General features: G+C 37.6%; 19 protein-coding genes and 1 rRNA gene. 5 read left to right on the top strand and 15 right to left on the bottom strand.

Annotation, left to right across the window (positions count from 1 at the left end):
• Positions 1-202 (bottom strand): 16S ribosomal RNA (locus tag ACVYAD_RS23760); the annotation flags it as partial.
• A gap of 284 nt (positions 203-486) precedes the next feature.
• Positions 487-1,386: a DMT family transporter gene (locus tag ACVYAD_RS23755; protein WP_476428156.1), complete on the bottom strand. Its 900-nt coding sequence runs from the start codon at positions 1,384-1,386 to the stop codon at positions 487-489.
• A 331-nt stretch (positions 1,387-1,717) separates the two neighbouring features.
• Between ACVYAD_RS23755 and ACVYAD_RS23750 the strand changes: the two genes are divergently transcribed.
• Positions 1,718-2,437 (top strand): MgtC/SapB family protein, encoded by a 720-nt coding sequence (locus ACVYAD_RS23750; protein ID WP_476428155.1) that lies wholly within the window; start codon positions 1,718-1,720, stop codon positions 2,435-2,437.
• A gap of 15 nt (positions 2,438-2,452) precedes the next feature.
• Complete coding sequence (locus ACVYAD_RS23745; protein ID WP_349661295.1) at positions 2,453-3,448, top strand: cation diffusion facilitator family transporter; 996 nt, start codon at positions 2,453-2,455, stop codon at positions 3,446-3,448.
• A 173-nt stretch (positions 3,449-3,621) separates the two neighbouring features.
• Here the strand turns inward: ACVYAD_RS23745 and ACVYAD_RS23740 are convergent, their stop codons facing one another.
• The 4 genes from ACVYAD_RS23740 to pruA all read right to left on the bottom strand — a co-directional run bounded on the left by ACVYAD_RS23740 (position 3,622) and on the right by pruA (position 9,435).
• On the bottom strand, positions 3,622-4,785 hold the full coding sequence (locus tag ACVYAD_RS23740) for an iron-containing alcohol dehydrogenase (protein WP_476428154.1): 1,164 nt from the start codon (positions 4,783-4,785) through the stop codon (positions 3,622-3,624).
• A 289-nt stretch (positions 4,786-5,074) separates the two neighbouring features.
• A complete protein-coding gene (locus ACVYAD_RS23735; RefSeq protein ID WP_197144309.1) occupies positions 5,075-6,319 on the bottom strand; it encodes a Glu/Leu/Phe/Val family dehydrogenase in 1,245 nt (414 codons plus the stop codon).
• A gap of 83 nt (positions 6,320-6,402) precedes the next feature.
• A complete protein-coding gene (locus tag ACVYAD_RS23730; RefSeq protein WP_476428153.1) occupies positions 6,403-7,596 on the bottom strand; it encodes an ornithine--oxo-acid transaminase in 1,194 nt (397 codons plus the stop codon).
• 294 nt (positions 7,597-7,890) lie between these two features.
• Entirely contained in the window at positions 7,891-9,435 is a 1,545-nt protein-coding gene (gene pruA, locus ACVYAD_RS23725) for an L-glutamate gamma-semialdehyde dehydrogenase (RefSeq protein WP_349661298.1), read from the bottom strand.
• 337 nt (positions 9,436-9,772) lie between these two features.
• Between pruA and ACVYAD_RS23720 the strand changes: the two genes are divergently transcribed.
• Positions 9,773-11,083 carry an AAA-type ATPase lid domain-containing protein gene (locus tag ACVYAD_RS23720; RefSeq protein ID WP_476428152.1) on the top strand — a complete coding sequence of 437 codons (1,311 nt, stop codon included), beginning with the start codon at positions 9,773-9,775 and terminating at the stop codon, positions 11,081-11,083.
• Positions 11,084-11,156: 73 nt separating this feature from the next.
• On the opposite strand, the gene yugI is transcribed toward ACVYAD_RS23720, so the two are convergent.
• From yugI to ACVYAD_RS23695, 5 genes are all read right to left on the bottom strand, one after another.
• Complete coding sequence (gene yugI / locus ACVYAD_RS23715) at positions 11,157-11,534, bottom strand: S1 domain-containing post-transcriptional regulator GSP13 (protein WP_349661300.1); 378 nt, start codon at positions 11,532-11,534, stop codon at positions 11,157-11,159.
• Between the two features lie 88 nt (positions 11,535-11,622).
• Positions 11,623-13,266 (bottom strand): hypothetical protein, encoded by a 1,644-nt coding sequence (locus ACVYAD_RS23710; protein WP_476428151.1) that lies wholly within the window; start codon positions 13,264-13,266, stop codon positions 11,623-11,625.
• Positions 13,259-13,807 carry an RNA polymerase sigma factor gene (locus ACVYAD_RS23705; protein WP_476428150.1) on the bottom strand — a complete coding sequence of 183 codons (549 nt, stop codon included), beginning with the start codon at positions 13,805-13,807 and terminating at the stop codon, positions 13,259-13,261. The genes ACVYAD_RS23710 and ACVYAD_RS23705 overlap by 8 nt, the downstream gene beginning before the upstream one ends.
• 13 nt (positions 13,808-13,820) lie before the next feature.
• On the bottom strand, positions 13,821-13,949 hold the full coding sequence (locus ACVYAD_RS23700; RefSeq protein WP_476428149.1) for a hypothetical protein: 129 nt from the start codon (positions 13,947-13,949) through the stop codon (positions 13,821-13,823).
• A 256-nt stretch (positions 13,950-14,205) separates the two neighbouring features.
• On the bottom strand, positions 14,206-14,466 hold the full coding sequence (locus tag ACVYAD_RS23695; RefSeq protein WP_079561543.1) for a DUF1871 family protein: 261 nt from the start codon (positions 14,464-14,466) through the stop codon (positions 14,206-14,208).
• A gap of 72 nt (positions 14,467-14,538) precedes the next feature.
• Here ACVYAD_RS23695 and ACVYAD_RS23690 point away from each other — a divergent pair, with 72 nt between their 5' ends.
• Positions 14,539-15,708: a MalY/PatB family protein gene (locus ACVYAD_RS23690; RefSeq protein WP_476428148.1), complete on the top strand. Its 1,170-nt coding sequence runs from the start codon at positions 14,539-14,541 to the stop codon at positions 15,706-15,708.
• 258 nt (positions 15,709-15,966) lie between these two features.
• On the opposite strand, the gene ACVYAD_RS23685 is transcribed toward ACVYAD_RS23690, so the two are convergent.
• From ACVYAD_RS23685 to ACVYAD_RS23675, 3 genes are all read right to left on the bottom strand, one after another.
• Positions 15,967-16,179, bottom strand: coding sequence for a hypothetical protein (locus ACVYAD_RS23685; RefSeq protein WP_476428147.1), 213 nt, complete (start codon positions 16,177-16,179; stop codon positions 15,967-15,969).
• A 22-nt stretch (positions 16,180-16,201) separates the two neighbouring features.
• Positions 16,202-16,789 (bottom strand): peptidylprolyl isomerase, encoded by a 588-nt coding sequence (locus tag ACVYAD_RS23680; RefSeq protein ID WP_349661306.1) that lies wholly within the window; start codon positions 16,787-16,789, stop codon positions 16,202-16,204.
• Positions 16,790-16,920: 131 nt separating this feature from the next.
• A complete protein-coding gene (locus tag ACVYAD_RS23675) occupies positions 16,921-17,436 on the bottom strand; it encodes a hypothetical protein (protein ID WP_476428146.1) in 516 nt (171 codons plus the stop codon).
• Between the two features lie 182 nt (positions 17,437-17,618).
• Here ACVYAD_RS23675 and ACVYAD_RS23670 point away from each other — a divergent pair, with 182 nt between their 5' ends.
• Positions 17,619-19,469 carry a transglycosylase domain-containing protein gene (locus ACVYAD_RS23670; RefSeq protein WP_476428145.1) on the top strand — a complete coding sequence of 617 codons (1,851 nt, stop codon included), beginning with the start codon at positions 17,619-17,621 and terminating at the stop codon, positions 19,467-19,469.
• Positions 19,470-20,074: 605 nt separating this feature from the next.
• Here the strand turns inward: ACVYAD_RS23670 and ACVYAD_RS23665 are convergent.
• Positions 20,075-20,638 carry a DUF5366 family protein gene (locus ACVYAD_RS23665; protein WP_349661308.1) on the bottom strand — a complete coding sequence of 188 codons (564 nt, stop codon included), beginning with the start codon at positions 20,636-20,638 and terminating at the stop codon, positions 20,075-20,077.
• Positions 20,639-20,690 lie beyond the last annotated feature (52 nt).

Here is a 20,690-nt window from a genome sequence, read left to right as displayed (position 1 = left end):
TTCACCATGAAGTGAAATAGATTATTCGGTATTAGCCCCGGTTTCCCGGAGTTATCCCAAACTATAAGGTAGGTTGCCCACGTGTTACTCACCCGTCCGCCGCTAACGTCAAAGGAGCAAGCTCCTTATCTGTTCGCTCGACTTGCATGTATTAGGCACGCCGCCAGCGTTCGTCCTGAGCCAGGATCAAACTCTCCATAAAAGAAATTTGATTAGCTCAAATTGTTTTGCTGGCATCATGTTTGATGTCCAAAATTTTGTTTCGTTCACTAACTCAAGGTTAGCTACTAAAAACTTTATTGATTACGTTTTGCTTGTTCAGTTTTCAAGGTTCATTTTGTCGCTGTTGTTTTCAGCAACTTTATCATCATAACTCATCTCCAACAAGAAGTCAACAACTTTTTTAAAAATCTTTTTAAAAATCTTTTTTCAAGTCGTCCTTCTTGTTAAGGACAAGTAATAATATATAATATAGCAATTTAAAAATCAAGCTTTTTTTGAAAAAAGTTTAAAAATCTTTTTCTCATCGACCCCAAACAATAGAATTCCTACTATAACAATTAATCCACCAATAATTTGTGTAGCTATTAAATACTCTTTAAAAATGAAAAGAGCTAAAATGGCCGCGCCAATTGGTTCAAATAATATCGCAATAGAGACTACATTTGTACTAACGTATTTGATAGACCAATTAAATAGAGTATGACCCAATAAATTAGGCACGATCGCTAATAAAATAAACCATATCCAGTCCATAGTTGGATAAGGACCAAACGATTCACCTTTAATAAGAACATAGATAAATAACGTAATTGTACTAACAGCATAAACAAGCATGGTATATGTCACAAGAGATAACCGCTTACGTACATCTTGTCCAAATAAAAAGTAAGCAGTAACGAGTGCACACGCAATAAGTGCAAGCATGTCTCCATAAAATGCAGTACCGCTAAGTTTAAAATCTCCCCAACTTATTAAAATACTACCAACAATAGCAATCGCGCCTGCAAGTATTGTTTTTAGAGTAATGCTCTCTTTGAAGAAAAAATATGTACCTACAAATGCAAACAACGGCTGTAGTGTAACCAAAACTGTAGAACTTGCTACAGAAGTGTAATTGAGTGATTCAAACCACAAAATAAAATGGAACGCTAAAAATATGCCTGCAACTGAAGAAAATAGCCAATCTCGTCTTCTTAATTGTTTTACTTCATTAGTGTACTTCCAAAAAAACAGAGGAGCCATTATTAATACCGAAAACAACATCCGGTAAAACGCAATAACCCCTGCCTCTGCATTTGCTAACTTTACAAATATCGCAGATAAGGATACAGAAATAACACCTATAAATATAGGAATGTATGGGTGAATTTTTGGTTTCTCCATTAAATCCAACCTCCAATCATTTTTACCGGACATAAACATAAATACGTCTGGATACGACTTTGTGCTATCCATGATATCTACTTGAGACTTTAACTTATACCAGCATCTATTTAATCACCTATAACGTCGGAGACTTTCTGTAGCTACTTTCGATACCGAGACCGTTTGTAGCTGACGTTTCACTTTCGCCACATAAAACAATTGCTGAAAGAAACAAAAAATACTTATACATCATTCCTATCGTGATGTACAATACAAAAAAGTAATGTACATATAATAATGACACCTTGCATATCTCTTAGCAATACGAAATATCTGTGGAGGGTTGCGTATGGAAACCTTATTTGGAAATATGATTACATATGAAGTTGGCATAAAATTAGTAATTGCAGCCACATTAAGTTTAGTAATCGGCATCGAAAGGGAATTAAAAAAGAAGCCTGTAGGATTAAAAACGAGCTTAGTCATCGCCACTTTTAGCTGTTTATTAACTATAATTTCGATCGAGACCGCCTACTCAACACCCCCAAGGTCAGATATCAATATTACAATGGATCCTCTACGCTTGGCTGCCCAAGTTGTTAGTGGAATTGGATTTCTTGGAGCAGGTGTTATTTTAAGGCGCGGGAATGATAGTATCTCAGGTTTAACAACCGCTGCAATGATTTGGGGAGCTGCTGGGATAGGGATTGCAGTCGGTGCAGGATTTTATATGGATGCTACTTTAGCTGTTATTATCATTGTTTTCGGCATTGAGATTTTATCGCCGTTTCTAATGAAAATAGGGCCAAAAAGAATTCGTATGCGAGAGATATCATTGAAAGTTCAGATTAAAAATGATGAAAAAAGTGAGTCCTTTCTAGAATTTCTAAAGGAAAACAATATTATTATCGAAAACATACGCATTCAAGATGTTCCAAATAATAATAATATTTTTCACGAATTAGATTTACGTTTATCATTAATAGTATCTGATAACTTACTGTCATTTTATCGTTCATTACGAGCACTACCCTATATAGAAAAAATTGAAATGGAAATTTTAAACTAGTTGGAGGATTCTTTCGTGGGAGAACTATTAAAACTATTAAAAAACGGGAATAAACCATCTTTGTTGGCAGCAGTTGTCAATGCCTTTTTAGGAATTATTAAAGGCATCGCCTTCTTCTTTACAGGTAATGTTGCCATGTTTGCAGAAATGATGCACTCACTAGGGGATGCAGCAAACCAATTATTTGTTTATATCGGCTCAGCACTTTCGAAAAAAGCACCGACAAAACAATTTCCTGGAGGCTTTGGCCGAATTGTAAATTTAGTTTGTCTTTTTGCTGTTATAATCGTGGCAATCCTTTCTTATGAAACTGTAAAAGAAGGCTGGCATCATTTTATACACCCAGCTGGAGAATCTAAAGGAATGCTCATTGCACTTGGCGTATTATTGATCGGTATTGTTTTAGAAGGATCAGTTCTTGCGAAAGCTGCTGTTGAAATACTACATGAGACCGGGCAAGAAAAAGTGGGAATACTAACAGCTATCCCTAAAGCTTTTCCTTATTTAAATCGCGCAAAACCAGCAACAAAATTAGTGTTTATGGAAGACTTAGTCGCTACAGGTGGTAACGTGTTAGCCTTCGCTGCTATTTTAATAGCGCACTTTACAGGTTGGGCAAATATAGAAGGGCTCGTTTCGATGATTATCGGCTTTATGATGTTCTATGTAGTAGCAAAAGTTTTCCTTGATAATGCACGAGGCGTTATTGGCGAAACAGACGAAGAAATGCTAAATCATATAGCTCATCTTGTTATGGATGACCCAAATATCAAAGATATTGTTCGTTTAGAGGTCGTTAAAGAAGGTGAATTTTTACACGTGGAATTAGTTGCTGAAGCTGACCCTAACTTATCACTTGCTTTCCTAGATGATGTCCGCGACCATTTAACAGAGGTCATTTTAAGTCAGAAGGGCGTATCAAAAGTGGCCATTCTATATGATGAGGATGACGGAAAACAAAATTGGGTGCATATTGGTGAAAGACCAGATCACCCAACACCCAAACAATAATATCATTATCCAGCATAATTTTTCTAAATAAGATAAATAGCCAATTGCCATGTTTCAGGCAGTTGGCTATTTTTATACAAATGAACGATGTCTCTAAGCAACGCAATGCGACATCAATTTTTTTATAAGGAAGCCTGAACATCAAAACTACGTTGCCTCCTATCCGTTTTCAATTAAAGTGAGTTTTGCAAAATAGCTCGCACATCTTTTTCCTGTAATTTATTGAAGTTTCCAAATGGCCCATTTTGCATTGCATGTTCTACGATTTGATGGAATTTTGAATCATCGATTTCATAATCTGCAAGGTGACTCGGAGCTCCTATTGAAGTCCAGAATGCCGATAAACGATCAATCCCTTCGTATGCTACTTCTTCTGGAGTCTTCCCTGCAGCGTCGACACCGAAAACTCGTGTTGCAATACCCGCAAAACGTTCTGGATTCACAGGTACACTTAGACGCATCCAATGTGGTTGTAATATTGCTAAACCGCCAGCGTGCGGAATATCGTATACTGCAGATACAGCGTGCTCAATATTATGTGACGCCCAATCACCTCGAGAACCAATTGATAAGAATCCATTTAATCCTATTGTTCCAGCTAATAAAATCGTTTCACGCAACTGGACATTCTCTAAATCTTCTATTAATTTAGGAGCTGTAGTAATAACTGTTCGTAATACTCCTTCGCACATTTCATCTGTAATCAGGGTATTCGTTGTGTTATGGAAATATTGCTCAATAACATGCGACATCATATCAACGATACCGTAAACTGTCTGATTTTTTGGTACTGACACTGTATACGCTGGATTTAAAATTGAAAATTCCGGAAAAACCGCAGGGCTGCCCCAGCTTAGTTTTTCTTCTGTCTCCGCATTTGTAATGACAGAGCCTGAGTTCATTTCAGAACCTGTTGCTGCTAGCGTTAATACCGTTCCAAGCGGCAAAGCGTCCTGCACAAATACTTTACGTTTTACAATGTCCCAAGCATCGCCATCATATTTTGCCCCAGCGACGATTAACTTAGAACAGTCAATAACGGAACCGCCACCAACAGCTAGAACTAGATCAATTCCTTCTTTTTTACAAAGATCAATACCAAGTCTCGCTGTTTCCACACGTGGATTTGGCTCAACACCACTTAGTTCAAATATTGTTTTATCTGCTTCTTGTAACTTCTCGATGACAGCATTGTAAACACCATTTTTCTTAATGCTACCTCCACCATAGACAACCAATACCTTTTTACCTTGCTGCGTTAACTCTTTTGATAGCTTTTCAAGTGAATTTTCACCAAAATGCAACTTCACCGGATTATAAAATGTAAATGAATCCATTCAATTCGCCCCTTTCTAGTTGGATTTTCTCATATTTCTGTTAATGAACGCAAAGATTTAAAACCAAAATATTAGCTCCAATTTGTCACTTCAAACGTTCTAACTGTCTGTCTCCTATTAGCCTCTCAAGCTAACTTATCGAATGATTTCATATAAGATGTCAAAGGTTTCATAATATGTACGTTCTCCAAATACGACCTAAGCAGAACCTCTTCCTCATGCAAAAAAGGAACGCATACAAAAAACGAGTCATCCAATTAAGAATGACTCGACTTTCATATTATATTGATTAAACCCATCCACGGAAGCGTGAAGCTTCTGCAGTGCGGCGAACACCTACCATATAAGCTGCTAAACGCATGTTAATGTTACGTGTTGTCGCTGTTGTATAAACGTTTTCAAACGCATCAACCATTTTTTTGTATAGACGTTCTTCAACTTCTTCTTCTGTCCAGTAATAACCTTGGTTATTTTGTACCCATTCGAAGTAAGAAACTGTTACACCACCAGCAGATGCTAATACGTCTGGTACAAGTAGAATACCACGATCAGTTAAAATTCTAGTTGCTTCAGCTGTTGTTGGACCGTTCGCTGCTTCTACTACGATGTTTGCTTTAATGTTGTTTGCATTGTCCGCAGTAATTTGGTTTTCGATAGCAGCTGGCACTAGAATATCACAATCAAGCTCTAATAATTCTTTGTTTGAAATTGTGTTTTCAAATAATGTTGTTACAGTACCGAAGCTATCACGACGATCTAATAAATAGTCGATATCTAAACCTTCTGGATCATGAAGTGCACCATAAGCATCAGAAATACCGATTACTTTTGCACCTAAATCATGCATGAATTTCGCAAGGAAGCTACCTGCGTTACCGAAGCCTTGAATAACAACGCGTGCGCCTTTAATATCAATGCCACGTTTTTTCGCTGCTTCTTGAATAACGATTGTTACGCCTTGTGCAGTTGCACGGTCACGACCTTGAGAACCACCAAGTACTAGTGGCTTACCTGTAATGAAACCTGGTGAGTTGAATTCATCCATACGGCTGTATTCATCCATCATCCAAGCCATAATTTGTGCATTTGTAAATACGTCTGGCGCAGGAATATCTTTTGTTGGTCCTACGATTTGACTAACTGCACGAACATATCCACGGCTTAATTTTTCAATTTCATCCATAGACATTTGACGAGGGTCACAGATGACACCGCCCTTACCGCCGCCATAAGGCAGATCCACGATACCACATTTCAATGTCATCCACATTGAAAGCGCTTTAACTTCTTCCTCAGATACGGCCGGATGGAAACGAACCCCACCTTTAGTTGGTCCTACAGCATCATTATGTTGTGCACGGTAACCAGTAAATACTTTTGTTGTACCATCATCCATTTTCACAGGAATACGCACTTGGAGCATGCGAAGCGGTTCTTTTAACAATTCATACATTGCTTCGTCATAGCCAAGTCTATTTAGAGCCTCTTGAATGACTTCTTGAGTTGATGTGAACAGATTTAAGTTTTCAGACATTATTAAATCGCCTCTTTGTTTTTATAATGATAGTATATCGGCATCATTGTAACATACTTCCGAATTGAAATGTGAACATTTTGTTAAAGATTAAAAACTTTTTCAATTTGTTCGATTGACCAATCTAAATCTTCTTGAGAAATAACAAGTGGTGGCGCAAATCGAATAACAGTATCATGTGTTTCTTTACATAATAGACCTAATTCTTTAAGCTTTTCACAATACGGACGTGCTGCCTCTGTTAATTCCATTCCGATAAATAAACCACGACCACGAACATCTTTAATAACTGGGTTATTAATATCTCTTAATTTCCCTTTAAAGTATTCACCAAGTTGATGTGAACGCTCTGCTAATTTTTCATCTAGTAATACTTTAATTGAAGCAATAGATACAGCACATGCTAAAGGATTACCGCCGAAAGTTGAACCGTGTGATCCTGGATTGAAAACTCCTAAAATTTCACGATTTGCAGCTACACAAGAAATTGGGAATACACCGCCACCTAAAGCTTTCCCTAGAATGTACATATCAGGTTCTACTTCTTCCCAATCACATGCGAACATTTTACCTGTACGTGCTAAACCAGCTTGGATTTCATCTGCAATGAATAAAACATTGTTTTCACGACATAGCTCACGAGCAGCTTTTAAGAAACCTTCTGGAGGAATAACGATTCCTGCTTCACCTTGGATTGGTTCAATTAAAAACGCTGCTGTGTTAGGAGTAATGGCAGCTTTTAATGCTTCTAGATTACCGTAATCGACTAACTTAACATTCGGTAACATTGGACCGAAGCCACGACGATATTCTTCGTCAGATGATAGAGATACAGCAAGCATTGTACGACCATGGAAGTTACCATTACATGCAATAATTTCAGCTTTTCCATCTTCTACACCTTTTATATCATATGCCCAACGACGAGCCGCTTTAAATGCAGTTTCTACCGCTTCTGCACCTGTATTCATCGGTAATACCATCTGTTTATTCGTTAATTCACCAACAAGCTCATACCATTCACCAAGGTTTTCACTATAAAACGCACGAGAAGTTAATGTTACTTTATCAGCTTGTTCCTTTAACGCAGCAATAATTTTCGGATGACGATGACCCTGGTTTACAGCAGAGTATGCGGATAGCATATCTAAGTATTTATTACCTTCCGGATCTTTTACCCAAGCACCCTCAGCCTCTGAGATAACGATCGGTAGCGGGTGATAGTTTGCAGCACCAAAATTTTGAGTTTGTTCAATAACTAGTTTTGTTTTTGTCATATAGTATTCTCTCCTTACTTTCATGATGAAAAATCTATGGAAGACTATGTTTTTCTATAAGTAAATTTAATAGGACAATTCCGCATTTTCTGAATATAAAAAACAAGAATCTGCCTAGCTACTCCTAGATAAGCCGCTATACCATTATCGTCTGCGGTTCTTGCTCAGCCTACTTTATTAGGAGGAGTTTTGCAGATTCTCTTATTAGCCCCGGTCAGATTCAGTTTTGCGCTTACACAAAACCGAATCCGTGACATACACCGAGGGCTATACTTCTTCAGTTTGCTAAAGAAGTTATAGCATTTCTGAAGTTGTTTTTGCTTGCATGTGAAGTTGTAGATAGTCAGGGCCACCTGCTTTTGAGTCTGTACCTGACATGTTGAAGCCACCAAATGGTTGATAACCTACGATTGCACCTGTACAACCACGGTTGAAGTATAAGTTACCTACATGGAAATCTTCACGAGCCTTTTCTAAGTTCATACGATTATTTGTAATAACCGCACCAGTTAAACCGTATTCAGTATCGTTTGCAATATCGATTGCTTGATCGAAATCTTTAGCCTTTGCGATTGCTACAACAGGACCAAAAATTTCTTCTTTCATAACACGTGCAGAAGGATCTACGTCTGCAAATACTGTTGGTTGGATGAAGTAACCAACTGAATCATCAGCTGTACCACCTGCAACAAGGCGACCTTCTCCTTTACCAATTTCAATGTATTCTGTCACTTTATTGAATGCCGCTTGGTCAATTACTGTTGCCATGAAGTTTTTGAAGTCTGTTGGATCACCAACTGTTAACGTGTTAGTAAGCTCAATTACACGATTAACAACTGTGTCATATACATCTTCAACGATAATAGCACGAGAACATGCTGAACATTTTTGACCAGAGAAGCCGAATGCTGATTTTACGATAGATTGTGCTGCAAGCTCTAAATCTGCTTCTTTATCAACAACGATTGTGTCTTTACCGCCCATTTCAGCGATAACACGTTTAATCCAAATTTGACCATCATTTAAAACAGATGCACGTTGGTTAATACGTAAGCCTACATCACGAGATCCAGTGAAGCTAATGAAGCGCGTTTTCGGATGATCCACTAAGTAGTCACCTACTTCTGCACCAGAACCTGGTACAAAGTTCACAGCACCTGCTGGAAGTCCAGCTTGCTCTAACACTTCGATAAATTTATAAGCAACTACAGGAGTTGTTGAAGCTGGTTTTAATAATACAGTGTTACCTGTTACTAAAGCAGCAACTGTAGTCCCTGCCATAATTGCGAATGGGAAGTTCCATGGCGAAATAACAATACCAATACCTAGTGGAATATAGTCATAACGGTTATATTCACCAGGACGGCTCTCTACAGGTTGACCTTCTTTAATACGTAGCATTTGACGGCCATAGTATTCTAAGAAATCAATTGCTTCTGCAGTATCTGCATCAGCTTCAGCCCACGGTTTACCCGCTTCTTTTGTTAAAAGTGCAGAGAATTCATGTTTACGACGACGGATAATTGCCGCTGCTTTGAATAGTACGTCTGCACGAATAGCTGGATCTACTTTTTTCCAAGTTTTAAAAGTTTCGTCTGCAGCTTGCATCGCTTTTTCAGCTAGTTCTTTGTTTGCTTTTGATACGCGACCAATTACTTCTGTTTTCTTTGCAGGGTTATATGAAACGATTTTATCTTCTGTCGTAATACGTTCGCCACCGATAATAAGTGGGTAGTCTTGACCTAAATAACTTTCGACTTTATTTAATGCTTCTAAATATGCGTTGTAATTTGCCTCTTGAGTAAAATCTGTGAATGGTTCGTGTTTGTATGAAATCATACTAAATCCTCCCTCGTGAGATGTGTTTTAACTTTTTTCAGCCGAAGTCTCCCACCTCTAAGGTGGTGAGATCAATGCTAGTTTTAAGTTGCTTTTCAGCGGGTGTCCAAACGCCCGCTGAAAGAAGTTAAAGCCTCCGGCGGATGTCACGGAATTCGGAATGGAGTTCTTTGTGCAAGCACAAAGCCGAATCCGGACGCAATTATGCCGAGGCATAATTGATACGTGCAAAAAACGTTGACGCAAAATATCTTTGCGTTTAGAATATTCTTACACTTATTATAATGCAAAATTTCGTTGCATATTTCAAGTAAAAAATTTTTGAGGTGCACATTTTATGAAAAATTCCGAACCTTTACTCCCTTTTTATGAGTTTATCGCAACAAATGTAACTGTTGGTATACATGCTGTAGACCTTTCTGGCAAAACAATTATTTATAATACGAAGATGAAAGAAATTGAGGGATTTCATTTTGATGAATTAGCCGATCGTTCTGTTATTGAGATGTTTTCTTTCCGCCAGCACGAAAGTACTTTAATGCGTGTGTTACAAACAGGTAAAAAAGAAGTAAATGTAAAACAAACATACTGGAATAAAAATGGTCATGAAATAACAACGATTAACGATACTTTTCCACTATATGTTGAAAATAAACTAATTGGAGCTATCGAATTTGCTCGGGACATTACATCACTCGAAAAGCTAGTTTATCAGCCTCTTCGTCGATATGGTGAACCTTTAACATTCGATATGATAACAGCTGTTTCTGATTCGATGCGACAAGTTATCGCAAATGCCAAGAAAGCAGCAGCTGTGAAATTGCCAGTACTATTAATTGGTGAATCAGGTACAGGAAAAGATTTAGTAGCAGAAGGTATACATCATGCAGCTTCGACTGACCCTGAAGCATTTGTAACTCTAGTGAGTCGTCGCTCTGCTCAATCTGTTTTAGATAAATTACAGGAGCTCTTACAGGATGACAAGCCATACACTTTTTTCTTTGAACGCATTGATTTTTTAAGTCTAGATATTCAAGAGCAACTATTAGAGGTATTACAGTCTCTTCCACAGTCAAAATACATGCTCATTGGCAGTGTAGGAAGTGATCCCATTACATTAATTGCAGAAAATAAACTGTCAAAATCACTGTATTATTTCTTTGCAACAATGGCCATTTCCATTCCTAATTTAACAGATCGAAAAGAAGATATTCTTCCATTCGTAGATGATTACTTTAACCGCCATCAAGAACGATTTGCTTCAAATGTCACGGAATTATCACCTGATGTACAGGATTTATTTTTGCAATATGATTGGCCAGGAAATTTAAAGGAGCTTGAGCTATTACTAGATGAAACGGTGTCATTTATGACTACTGAATCAACAGTTACCTCAGATTTATTACCAATGCATTTCCGCTTCAAAGTACAGCAGCAAGGCGTATCTAATCACGAGCCGGAATTTTTTATGTTCCAGCAACAGAATGATGTTATGCCGCTCGATGCTTATTTACGTGAAGCCGAATCCTATTATGTGCAAAACGTCTTAAATTTATATGAAGGCAATATTACAAAGGCCGCTACTGCACTTGGCATGAGTCGTCAAAACCTACAGTACCGAATTCGAAAAATAAAAAATTCGCTATAATTAAATACTAAAAAACGAGGATACCTTCATATTTGAAAGCACCCTCGTTTTTTCATCTCGCATTAATAGACAGTTATTGTCCTGACTGCTCGATCCAGTCTTGTAATTTATCTTTTAAGGAATTAAAACCATTCGCATCCGATTCATCTACACGGTCCTGCAATGATTTACGTGGTGGCGCATCTTTTTTACGCAATGTAGCCGGGCGCTCCTGCAAAGCACGAATCGATAAACTAATTTTTTCAGCATCTTCATCGATTTCAAGTATCTTCACTTCTACCTCTTGCCCAACTGATAAAAATTCACTAACGTCCTTCACAAAGCCGTACGTAATTTCGGAAATATGTACAAGGCCTTGTGTATCTTCATCAAGCGCAACAAATGCACCGTACGGCTGTATACCTGTAACTTTTCCGTTCAACACGTCTCCTAATTCATATTTTTTTTCCATAAACTTTGCCCACTTTCTTTTTGTTTGCTACGTATATATCACCATAAATTATAACATACGTAAATAAGTGGGGCAAAAAATCATCCCATCAATCAGCGATCCCTGATATGCGATAATTACCTTCTTTGTTTTTCGATAATTTAATAAAAATTTGTCTACCGTACATATCCTGATACTCTCCTGAAACACGAACAGCAACCATTGGATAAATACCATCATATTCCCCTAATTGACTAAAAATATCCAAACTTTTAACTTTGTCTAACACACTTGTATTAATATTTGCTTCAGGCATTAAGATAGCTTTTTGCAAAGATTCATCCCCTATAGTTTTTGCATATAAAAAAAGAGAAACCAAATTCAATGGTCGTAGTTGATCGATAAATGTTTCAGTATCACTTTTTTTATACTGCTCATATATACTCTTTATCTCTGATTCATCAATACTTACAATAGTAAAATCACTATTATTAACAAATCCTTCTGTTTCTTGATTTTGCAATATCATTGTCCAAATATCGTAGACTGTTAACTGAGCTAAAGTATCTGAGTGATTGTTCTGTAGTAGCTCAATCAAAATTGTTGAAGCTGTTTTTTTCATAACTTCCCCGTACTTCCCATCAGCTACTTTTTGTAAGAAATTCATATAATCTTGATTTGGTTTCCCATCCTTTGTTAAAGCAGGATAGGTTTCCGTTCCTTTCAACAATACCAACCATGTATTTTTATAGCTTTGTCTTAGAACCTCATAAGTAGATGAACCTGAGTTTATATCCGCTAGTAACGAGCGCTCCATTATTTTCAAAGATTTAGCCGTTTCTTCCCGCGTATACCTTAAATCATCTGCTAATAATAAATGCCCCTTTTCTAAATACTCGAAGTAACCAAAAATATCAGGATGTAATTGCTGAATAGAATCCTGTGCAAATTCACCATTAATCGGATTAGCCTTAAAATAAAACGAACCTTGATCATCTACTTTCAGTTCCATAAATTGATTGTTCGCAGCTTCAATAATTGCATTTAAATCTGATGGATATTGATTGTTATCCACTTCCTTCTTTGAGAGAGGTTCATATTGCACAAGAAGATTACTATAAAAACCTTCAAGTTCCAGGACCGTTTTTTCATATAAGTGATAAATCTCAAATGATTCATCAAAAGATAATTTTTCCCGTCCATTAATAGCTTCTAAAGCTCTCCTAGGTGTCATCAATTCATTAAGAACACTTTCTTCTGCATTTTCTAAATACTGGTTATCATTAATGAGTAAATGTAAATTGTTTCTTGTGTAAAAGTCTAACTTAGCATCAGCATTTTTAATAAATTCAAAGGCATTTAGTTCATCAATAGAAACTTTTAACTCTCTTCTTATTTGTTCTTTTTTACTATTATACTTTTTAGTAATATTCTCGACCCATTTTTTAGTTCCAGCTTCCTGTGTATCTTCCTGAGAAAGATCATCTTCACTATTTGCGTTTTCTGATTGATTAATCACATACGACGAAACGAGAACACCTACTAAAAGTACACTTGCCATGCATGCTATCCAGACAGCCGGCTTTTGCCATCTTGAAGGGGGCTTTTTTGTTATTACTTTTTCTTGCGATTGTTGTGTTGCATCTTCTGCCTCAATTTGTGCGAAAACGGTTTCTGGATCTAACTGTGGTTCCATGCGATCATAGGATTTTTTTAGAAGCTCCATTCGTTTTTCAAACTGTTTATCATCCATTTTCAACACTCCCCTCCTGCATGATCACCGCTTTGAGCTTTTCCTTTGCACGTAATATACGAACTTTGACTGTTGATAACGAAATATTTAGTACCTCTGCTATCTCCTCATACTTTAACTCATGGAAATAAAATAATATAAGTGGATAACGATATTTTTCATCGAGTTCATTAATAGCATTATGTAATAGCCTATCCTCTTCAAAATTAAGGACATGCTTTTCTGCTGAAGATTCGGGTATTTGTTGCTGTGCACTTAGTCTTTCTTCCTTTGCTTGCTCTCGTTGTTCTCTGCGATAATAATCACGCGTTGCATTCAATGTGATTTTATAGAGCCACGTCGTAAAACGATCCTGCTTAAATTGATGTAAAAAACGATAGAGCTTCACAAATACCTCCTGTGAAACATCTGCTAAATCATTACTATGTACGCCGCATTGAAAAGCAAACTTTTCAACTGTTCGTTGATGTATTCGGATTAGCTCTATATAGGCGCCTTTGTCTCCTTGCTGAGCCCGTTCTATTAATTCGGTTTCTGTCACAGTCATCCCCCCTTTACATATGTAACGAACCACCACTCCCAATTGTTACATATTTAAATATATTTTGGATTCCCATCATACCGTGTGGTTGATTCCCTTGTACTTCGCGGGTAGAAAATCCAAGTGCACTATCATTCGGCATTTTATCCTGATGTAAAAATTTTAGATCGCTTTATTTTCGACTTGTAGACTTTTAACAATGGCGATAATAATTATGTTCATCCAGGGGATTTTACTAATGTTTAAAAGAGCTTTATTTTTATAGCTAAAAAAACGAGGTTGTCTCATAATTAAAAGACAACCTCGTTTTCTATAGAAAAGCAAAAACATAATTGTGCATCCACCAGAAGTTACCAATACAATATTGGTCACTCAGGTATTTTCAACTTTTTAAGAAGTTAAATAATGCATTTTGCTTCAAATTTTATCGCAATAAGTTTGTATGAAATGGCTACACAATCTTCATACGGAATCCATTCTTCAAACGAATGCTCATATGTTTCTTGAATAACCTTTGCAAGAACAGATGGATCGTCGATACCTTGCAATGCTGCTACAACATCTGCGGTTTCAGTATCATAATGATCTGGACCTAAGTGGAATGGATCCCACTCCTCTAGCAGATGTACGGCTGCTTGATTCATTTTTATATTTTCCAAAATACTCACCTATTATCCTTTTATCATACTCGTATGATACCATAGTAAATAAAAAAGAAAAGAGTGATTTGCTTGTCTATTTTTGATCAAACTATTAACCGTCGTTGTACAAACTCTGTAAAATGGGACGCAATGGAAAACGTATATGGGCTACAAGATGCTTCAGGCATACTCCCAATGTGGGTAGCTGATATGGATTTTGCTGCGCCATTAGCTGTATCAAAGGCGCTGCAAGAGCATGCTGAAAAGACTGTTTTTGGCTATAGCTTTGTTAGCGATGAAGCCGTACAGGCAATCGTAGACTGGCAAAATACTCAACATGATTGGCACATTGAAAAAGAATCCATTGTTTTCTGTAATGGTGTTGTCGCTGCTTTAGCCGATAGTATTATGGCATTTACTAATCCAGGAGATAAAGTACTTATTTCATCACCTGTTTACCCACCATTCTATAACATCCCAAAAAGCAATGGCCGAGAGGTTGTTAATTGTCCTTTAGTAGAAAAAGACGGGACATATGTCTATGACTTTGTAGCCTTTGAGCAAGCACTTGCTCAAAATGTGAAAGCCTACATATTGTGTAATCCACATAATCCCGGTGGGTATGTATGGGATGAAGCTACATTAAAGGAAATTGTACGATTATGTGCAAAATATGATATAGTAATTATTTCCGATGAAATTCATTCTGATTTAATGTTAGATGGCTCAAAACATACGCCATTAGCAAAAATCGCTGGCGATGAAATTGATCGCATTATTACATGTATGGCGCCGACAAAAACATTTAACCTAGCTGGGATTCAAGTTGCCTATATGATCGTGACAGATAAGAAAAAGAGAATGTTACTAGAAGCAGTTCATATGGCTAGCGGGCAAGGCTCATTAAATACTTTTGCCGCTGTGGCACTTCAAGCCGCTTATACAGAAGGTTCGCCATGGTTAAACGAAATGCTACCTTACATTTCAGCTAATATGGACTATGTGATTGCCGAATTAGAACAATTACCTGGAATCCATATTACAAAACCTCAAGGCACTTATTTACTTTGGATTGATTATCGAGAATTAGAACTTGATGAAAATGAATTCATGCAACGATTGCTTGAACATGGCAAACTAGCATTAGAGCCAGGTACAAAATATGGCGAAGAGGGTCGCGGATTCCTTCGTATGAACGTTGCTTGCTCATTTGAGACAGTGAAAGACGGTGTTCAGCGCTTTAAGCAAGTACTTCAGTAATAGGAAATAAATAGCAAAGGATATCTCAAGGTTTTTTTGAGGTATCCTTTTTTGTTTAGAATTATATCTCATATGGAGTTTAAGTTTTTGAAGAATGGAGCGAAGATAAAATTTTAACATGGGATTAATGAGAAAATATGATGCCTCGCAATCCTTAATGGCTGCGAGGCATCTGGTACAATCAATTATGCCTCGGCATAATTGCGTCTGGAGGCTTAACTTCTTTCATTTGGGTGTTTGGACACCCAATGAAAGAAGTTAAATATTTTGCTGATTGTTTGTATTATTTTTCTCTGAAAGAATACGTGTTTCGAGTTCCTTTGATTTCATTTCTTGTTTCTTAGAAATTTTACGGAAAACGGTAAAGACAACAATACATAATATAAGCATTATTAAAAATTCAAAAGCTGCAGGAACATAGCCTGATTTATCTTCTGGGAAATATAAAAATTGATACATTAAATGTTTCATGTTTTACACGTCCTTACAATTATTATTCAAAAACTGTAATTGACTCGATTTTCACATCTTCTACTGGTTTATCGCGCATGTCTTTTTCTACGTCTGCAATTTTGTCAACGATGTCCATACCTTCAACAACATGACCAAACACTGTATGTTTATGGTCTAACCAAGGAGTACCACCATTTTGAGCATATGCTTCAATAATCTCTTCTGGGAAGCCAGCACCTTGTAATTGACGAAGCATATCACTTGGAAGGTGCTTCATTTGTACGATAAAGAATTGTGAACCATTTGTGTTTGGACCCGCATTTGCCATTGAAAGTGCACCACGAAGATTAAATACGCTATCAGAGAATTCATCCTCGAAAGAGTTACCCCAGATTGATTCACCGCCCATACCTGTACCAGTTGGGTCACCACCTTGAATCATGAAGTCTTGGATTACACGGTGGAAAATGATGCCGTCGTAGTAACCAGATTTTGCATGGCCTAAGAAGTTTTCAACCGTTTTCGGTGCATGCTCAGGGAATAATTTAATTTTGATGGCACCTAATGTTGTTTTCATTTCTACAAGTACTTCGCCTTCAAGTACTTCTGTTGTTAATTGTGGAAACATTGAAGTCTCTCCTTTAAAAGTAAAATTTCAGTTTCAATGAAAATGATAATACTATCATTTCTGACCTCATTTTAGTCTAACATACTTCTTAATGGTTTTCTTCACCAAAGTATTGACGATTTTTTGCACTTTTATTTTTTGGCTAATAAGCAAAGTCTGGGGTTGATTTCCGTTCCGACTTGGCGCCTCCTTATGGACGGTGTAATAGGTGAGACACTAGAGCGAGCAAGTTGAGGAACGAAGGCTAAAAACATCACGTCCTGTGATAACGCCTTCGTGACCAACATCCTATTGGCCCGAGACCCTGCAGCGTAGCGGGTGTTTTCTGTGCAAAAGCGAAGCGTCAGCAACAACAATGTTTTATCTGTGCGAAAGCGTAGCGTCAGCAACAATGTTTTATCTGTGCGAAAGCGTAGCGTCAGCAACAACAATGTTTTATCTGTGCGAAAGCGTAGCGTCAGCAACAACAATGTTTTATCTGTGCGAAAGCGTAGCGTCAGCAACAACAATGTTTTATCTGTGCGAAAGCGTAGCGTCAGCAACAATGTTTTATCTGTGCGAAAGCGTAGCGTCAGCAACAACAATGTTTTATCTGTGCGAAAGCGTAGCGACAGCAACAACAAAGCGCCCAGCCGAACGGAAATCACCCCCACGTTATGATGACGAACTTACTTTATGAAAATTTATTATCGTATTTAAACATACGAAGAGTTGTTCATACTGCTAGCCAAGGTTTTTGATAAAGTGCAAATAGGTCGGAACGAGTATTTGGAAACCATCCAAAATATGTTATTCTTTTGAGTGACTCATATTTAGAGTGGAGGCACACATGAAAAAGGCTTTTGGTTTTATTATCATTTTACTATCCTTACCTGTCCTTTGGTGGATTAGTACAAATATTAGGACGGAAATCCATGCGGCAAAAGCGCATGAGAAGCAAATTGCTAGCGCTATTCACTTACCGGAAGTTCAACCACAGCTTCCAGTAACACTTATTGATCAAAACGGCAATACATTTAGCGAGGAATATGTCGAATGGAGGCAACCTCTAACACTACAAGAAATCCCTAAAATTGCCCAGGAAATTTTCATCGCTAGTGAGGACGCTCATTTTTATGAGCATATCGGCTTTGACTTCAGTGCTATCGTTCGTGCAGTTGTTGCTAACTCAAGCACAAATTCAACGTCTCAAGGTGCCAGCACTATTACACAACAACTCGTTCGTATGCGTTATTTATCCGATGAAAAAACATATGAGCGAAAATTAACAGAAGTATTTTATTCCTATGAGCTTGAGAAAGAATTTGATAAAGACGCAATTTTAACGATGTATCTAAATGAAGCCTATTTTAGCAATCAAGTTTATGGAATTGGCGGAGCAGCTACCTATTATTTTCAAAAACCACTCCAAGAATTATCTATAGCTGAAATTGCATTTATTGCGGCTATTCCAAATAATCCCTCACTTTATAATCCTTTAAAAAATTTTGATAAAACAAAAGCGAGACAAGAGCGGTTATTAGATACACTCGCAACGAGCGGCGCTATTACAAAAGAAGATGCTAATACACATAAAGCTGAAACGATAACATTAAATGTAAAGAATAAAGCGCAAAGCTACCCTATGTACAGCACTTACGTCCTACAAGAGCTTAAATGGTTAGTTGCAGAAAAAGAAGGCTATGCGGATCGTCTTGCAAAAACACAAAGCGAAGAAGAAAAGAAAAAAATCAAAGCGCAGCTAGACAATCGACTCAAAACATTATTTCAAAATGGATTAACGATTTATACAGCGCTTAATCCAGACAAACAAGCAAATGATGAGAAAAAGATGACGGCCATTCTAGGCTCAGGCAAATTACAAGCAGCCGGAGCAGTTATTGATAATAAATCCCGTGAAGTAGTTAGTCTTTATGCAGGGAAAAACTATGAAAAGTTTGGTTATCATCGAGCCTTTCAAGGAACGCGTCAGCCAGGCTCTGCCTTTAAGCCATTAGCGGTATATGCACCTTTCTTTGAAACGACAGCACATACACCTGATTCTATAGTGAGTGGTGGCAGTTATTGTGTCGGTTCATTTTGTCCACAAAACTATGGCGGCTTTAAATACGGTGATGTACCCATTCGAGTAGCATTTCAATATAGCTACAATACATCGGCTCTCCGTCTGTTGAACACAATCGGAATTGATACAGCATTTAGTTATTTAGATCGCTTTAACTTCCGCTCCATCGTGGCAAAAGACCATAATTACGCTGTCTCCTTGGGAGGCTTAACGTATGGTGTTACAGCACTTGAGCTAGCAGACGCTTATACAAGCTTTATAGATGGCTCATACGTGCAGGCCCATAGCATCCGTAAAGTAACAGCGGCTGATGGAACGGAGCTTTACAGCTGGGATCCAGCACGCGATCAAATTTGGTCACCGAAAACTATTAAGAATATGCGTTCAATCCTTTCAGATGTTGTTACTCGAGGTACAGGACAAGGCGTTTATAGTAGAAGTAACTATATCGGTGCGAAAACAGGAACAACTAACAACTATCGCGACTACTGGCTTGCAGGATTAAACGATGAATACACAGCAGCAGTTTGGCTGGGTTATGATAAGCCACAATCTATGGAAAGATTAGAAGACTATAAGATTCACCATCAACTATTTAATGTTTTACTACAGTAAATAGTCATAAATCCTCAATGAAAAGGAGCAGCCCTAAGTGAAATTCATCACTCTGGGCCGCTCCTTTCATTGCTTTAACGTTTCTATGTAATTTTAAATTTAATGGTTCATCACCAAAAGTTATGGATGACTTTTGTTAAAACATCTACTGTGTAAATAAGTTGATTGTAGTGGAGGCTGGGCGACTCCTTGGAGATTAGCAATAGAGGAACGAAGGCTAAAAGCATCACATCCTGTGATAACGCCTTCGTGACCAACATCGGTGCTGCTGCCGCTTCGCTTTCGCGCAAAAAACATCTGTTGGCCCGAGACCCTGGAGCGCGAGTGAAGCGGCTCATCGGACGCCCCCAGGAAGCTTTGCTCTGTGCGAAAGCGTAGTGCTAACGTAGCGGCAGCAAATGTTTTATCTGTGCGAAAGCGTAGCGACAGCAACAACAAATGTTTTATCTGTGCGAAAGCGTAGCGACAGCAACAACAAATGTTTTATCTGTGCGAAAGCGAAGCGACAGCAACAACAAATGTTTTAACTGTGCGAAAGCGAAGCGACAGCAACAAAGCGCCCAGTCGGAACGGAAATCAACCACACGTTTTAGTGATGATCCCATTTAATGTGCAAACGGTAAGCTTGCCAAGATGCCATTATACAATTTTAAAACAACATAAATTATTAGCGATAATAGTATTGTCCACATAAATAGCTCAAATACTAGTAAGCCAATCGTTCCACCCATCGACATAAACTGACTCATTTTATAGATAAGGTAAATAAAGTAGATAAAAACGGTTAAGACAAAAATACCTACTAAAACGTAAATAAATTGAATAGCGAAAGCTGAACATATTGCACCAACTAATAATATGATGTATCCGCCTCGCGCTTGATGAACTGTCGCACCATCATTATCTTTTGAGAAAAATAACATTCCAAGCTCATGAATAGTTTCCCCTACTAATTTTAATGCTGAAAATAACATAAAAAAGATTCCCGCAAAGACAATTAGTAAAAAAACACGAAGCTCGAAATCGGATAAAAACTCCCGCATGCCAGAATATACACCAATTGCATGAAAAACTTGCAATGATTCACTTACAGCATACATACCAAACGTCAAACTAAATAACAAAATCGTGATTAATGGTAGATAACCATAAATATAAGGGTTTTTCATAAAAAATTTTTTCCTCTATTTTTATTGATAACTTCTTATTTATAATATATCC

It is taken from the genome of Lysinibacillus sp. G1-3 (assembly GCF_056322905.1).
Note: the sequence above shows the minus strand (reverse complement) of the source record. Positions and strands in the feature narration are given on the sequence as shown.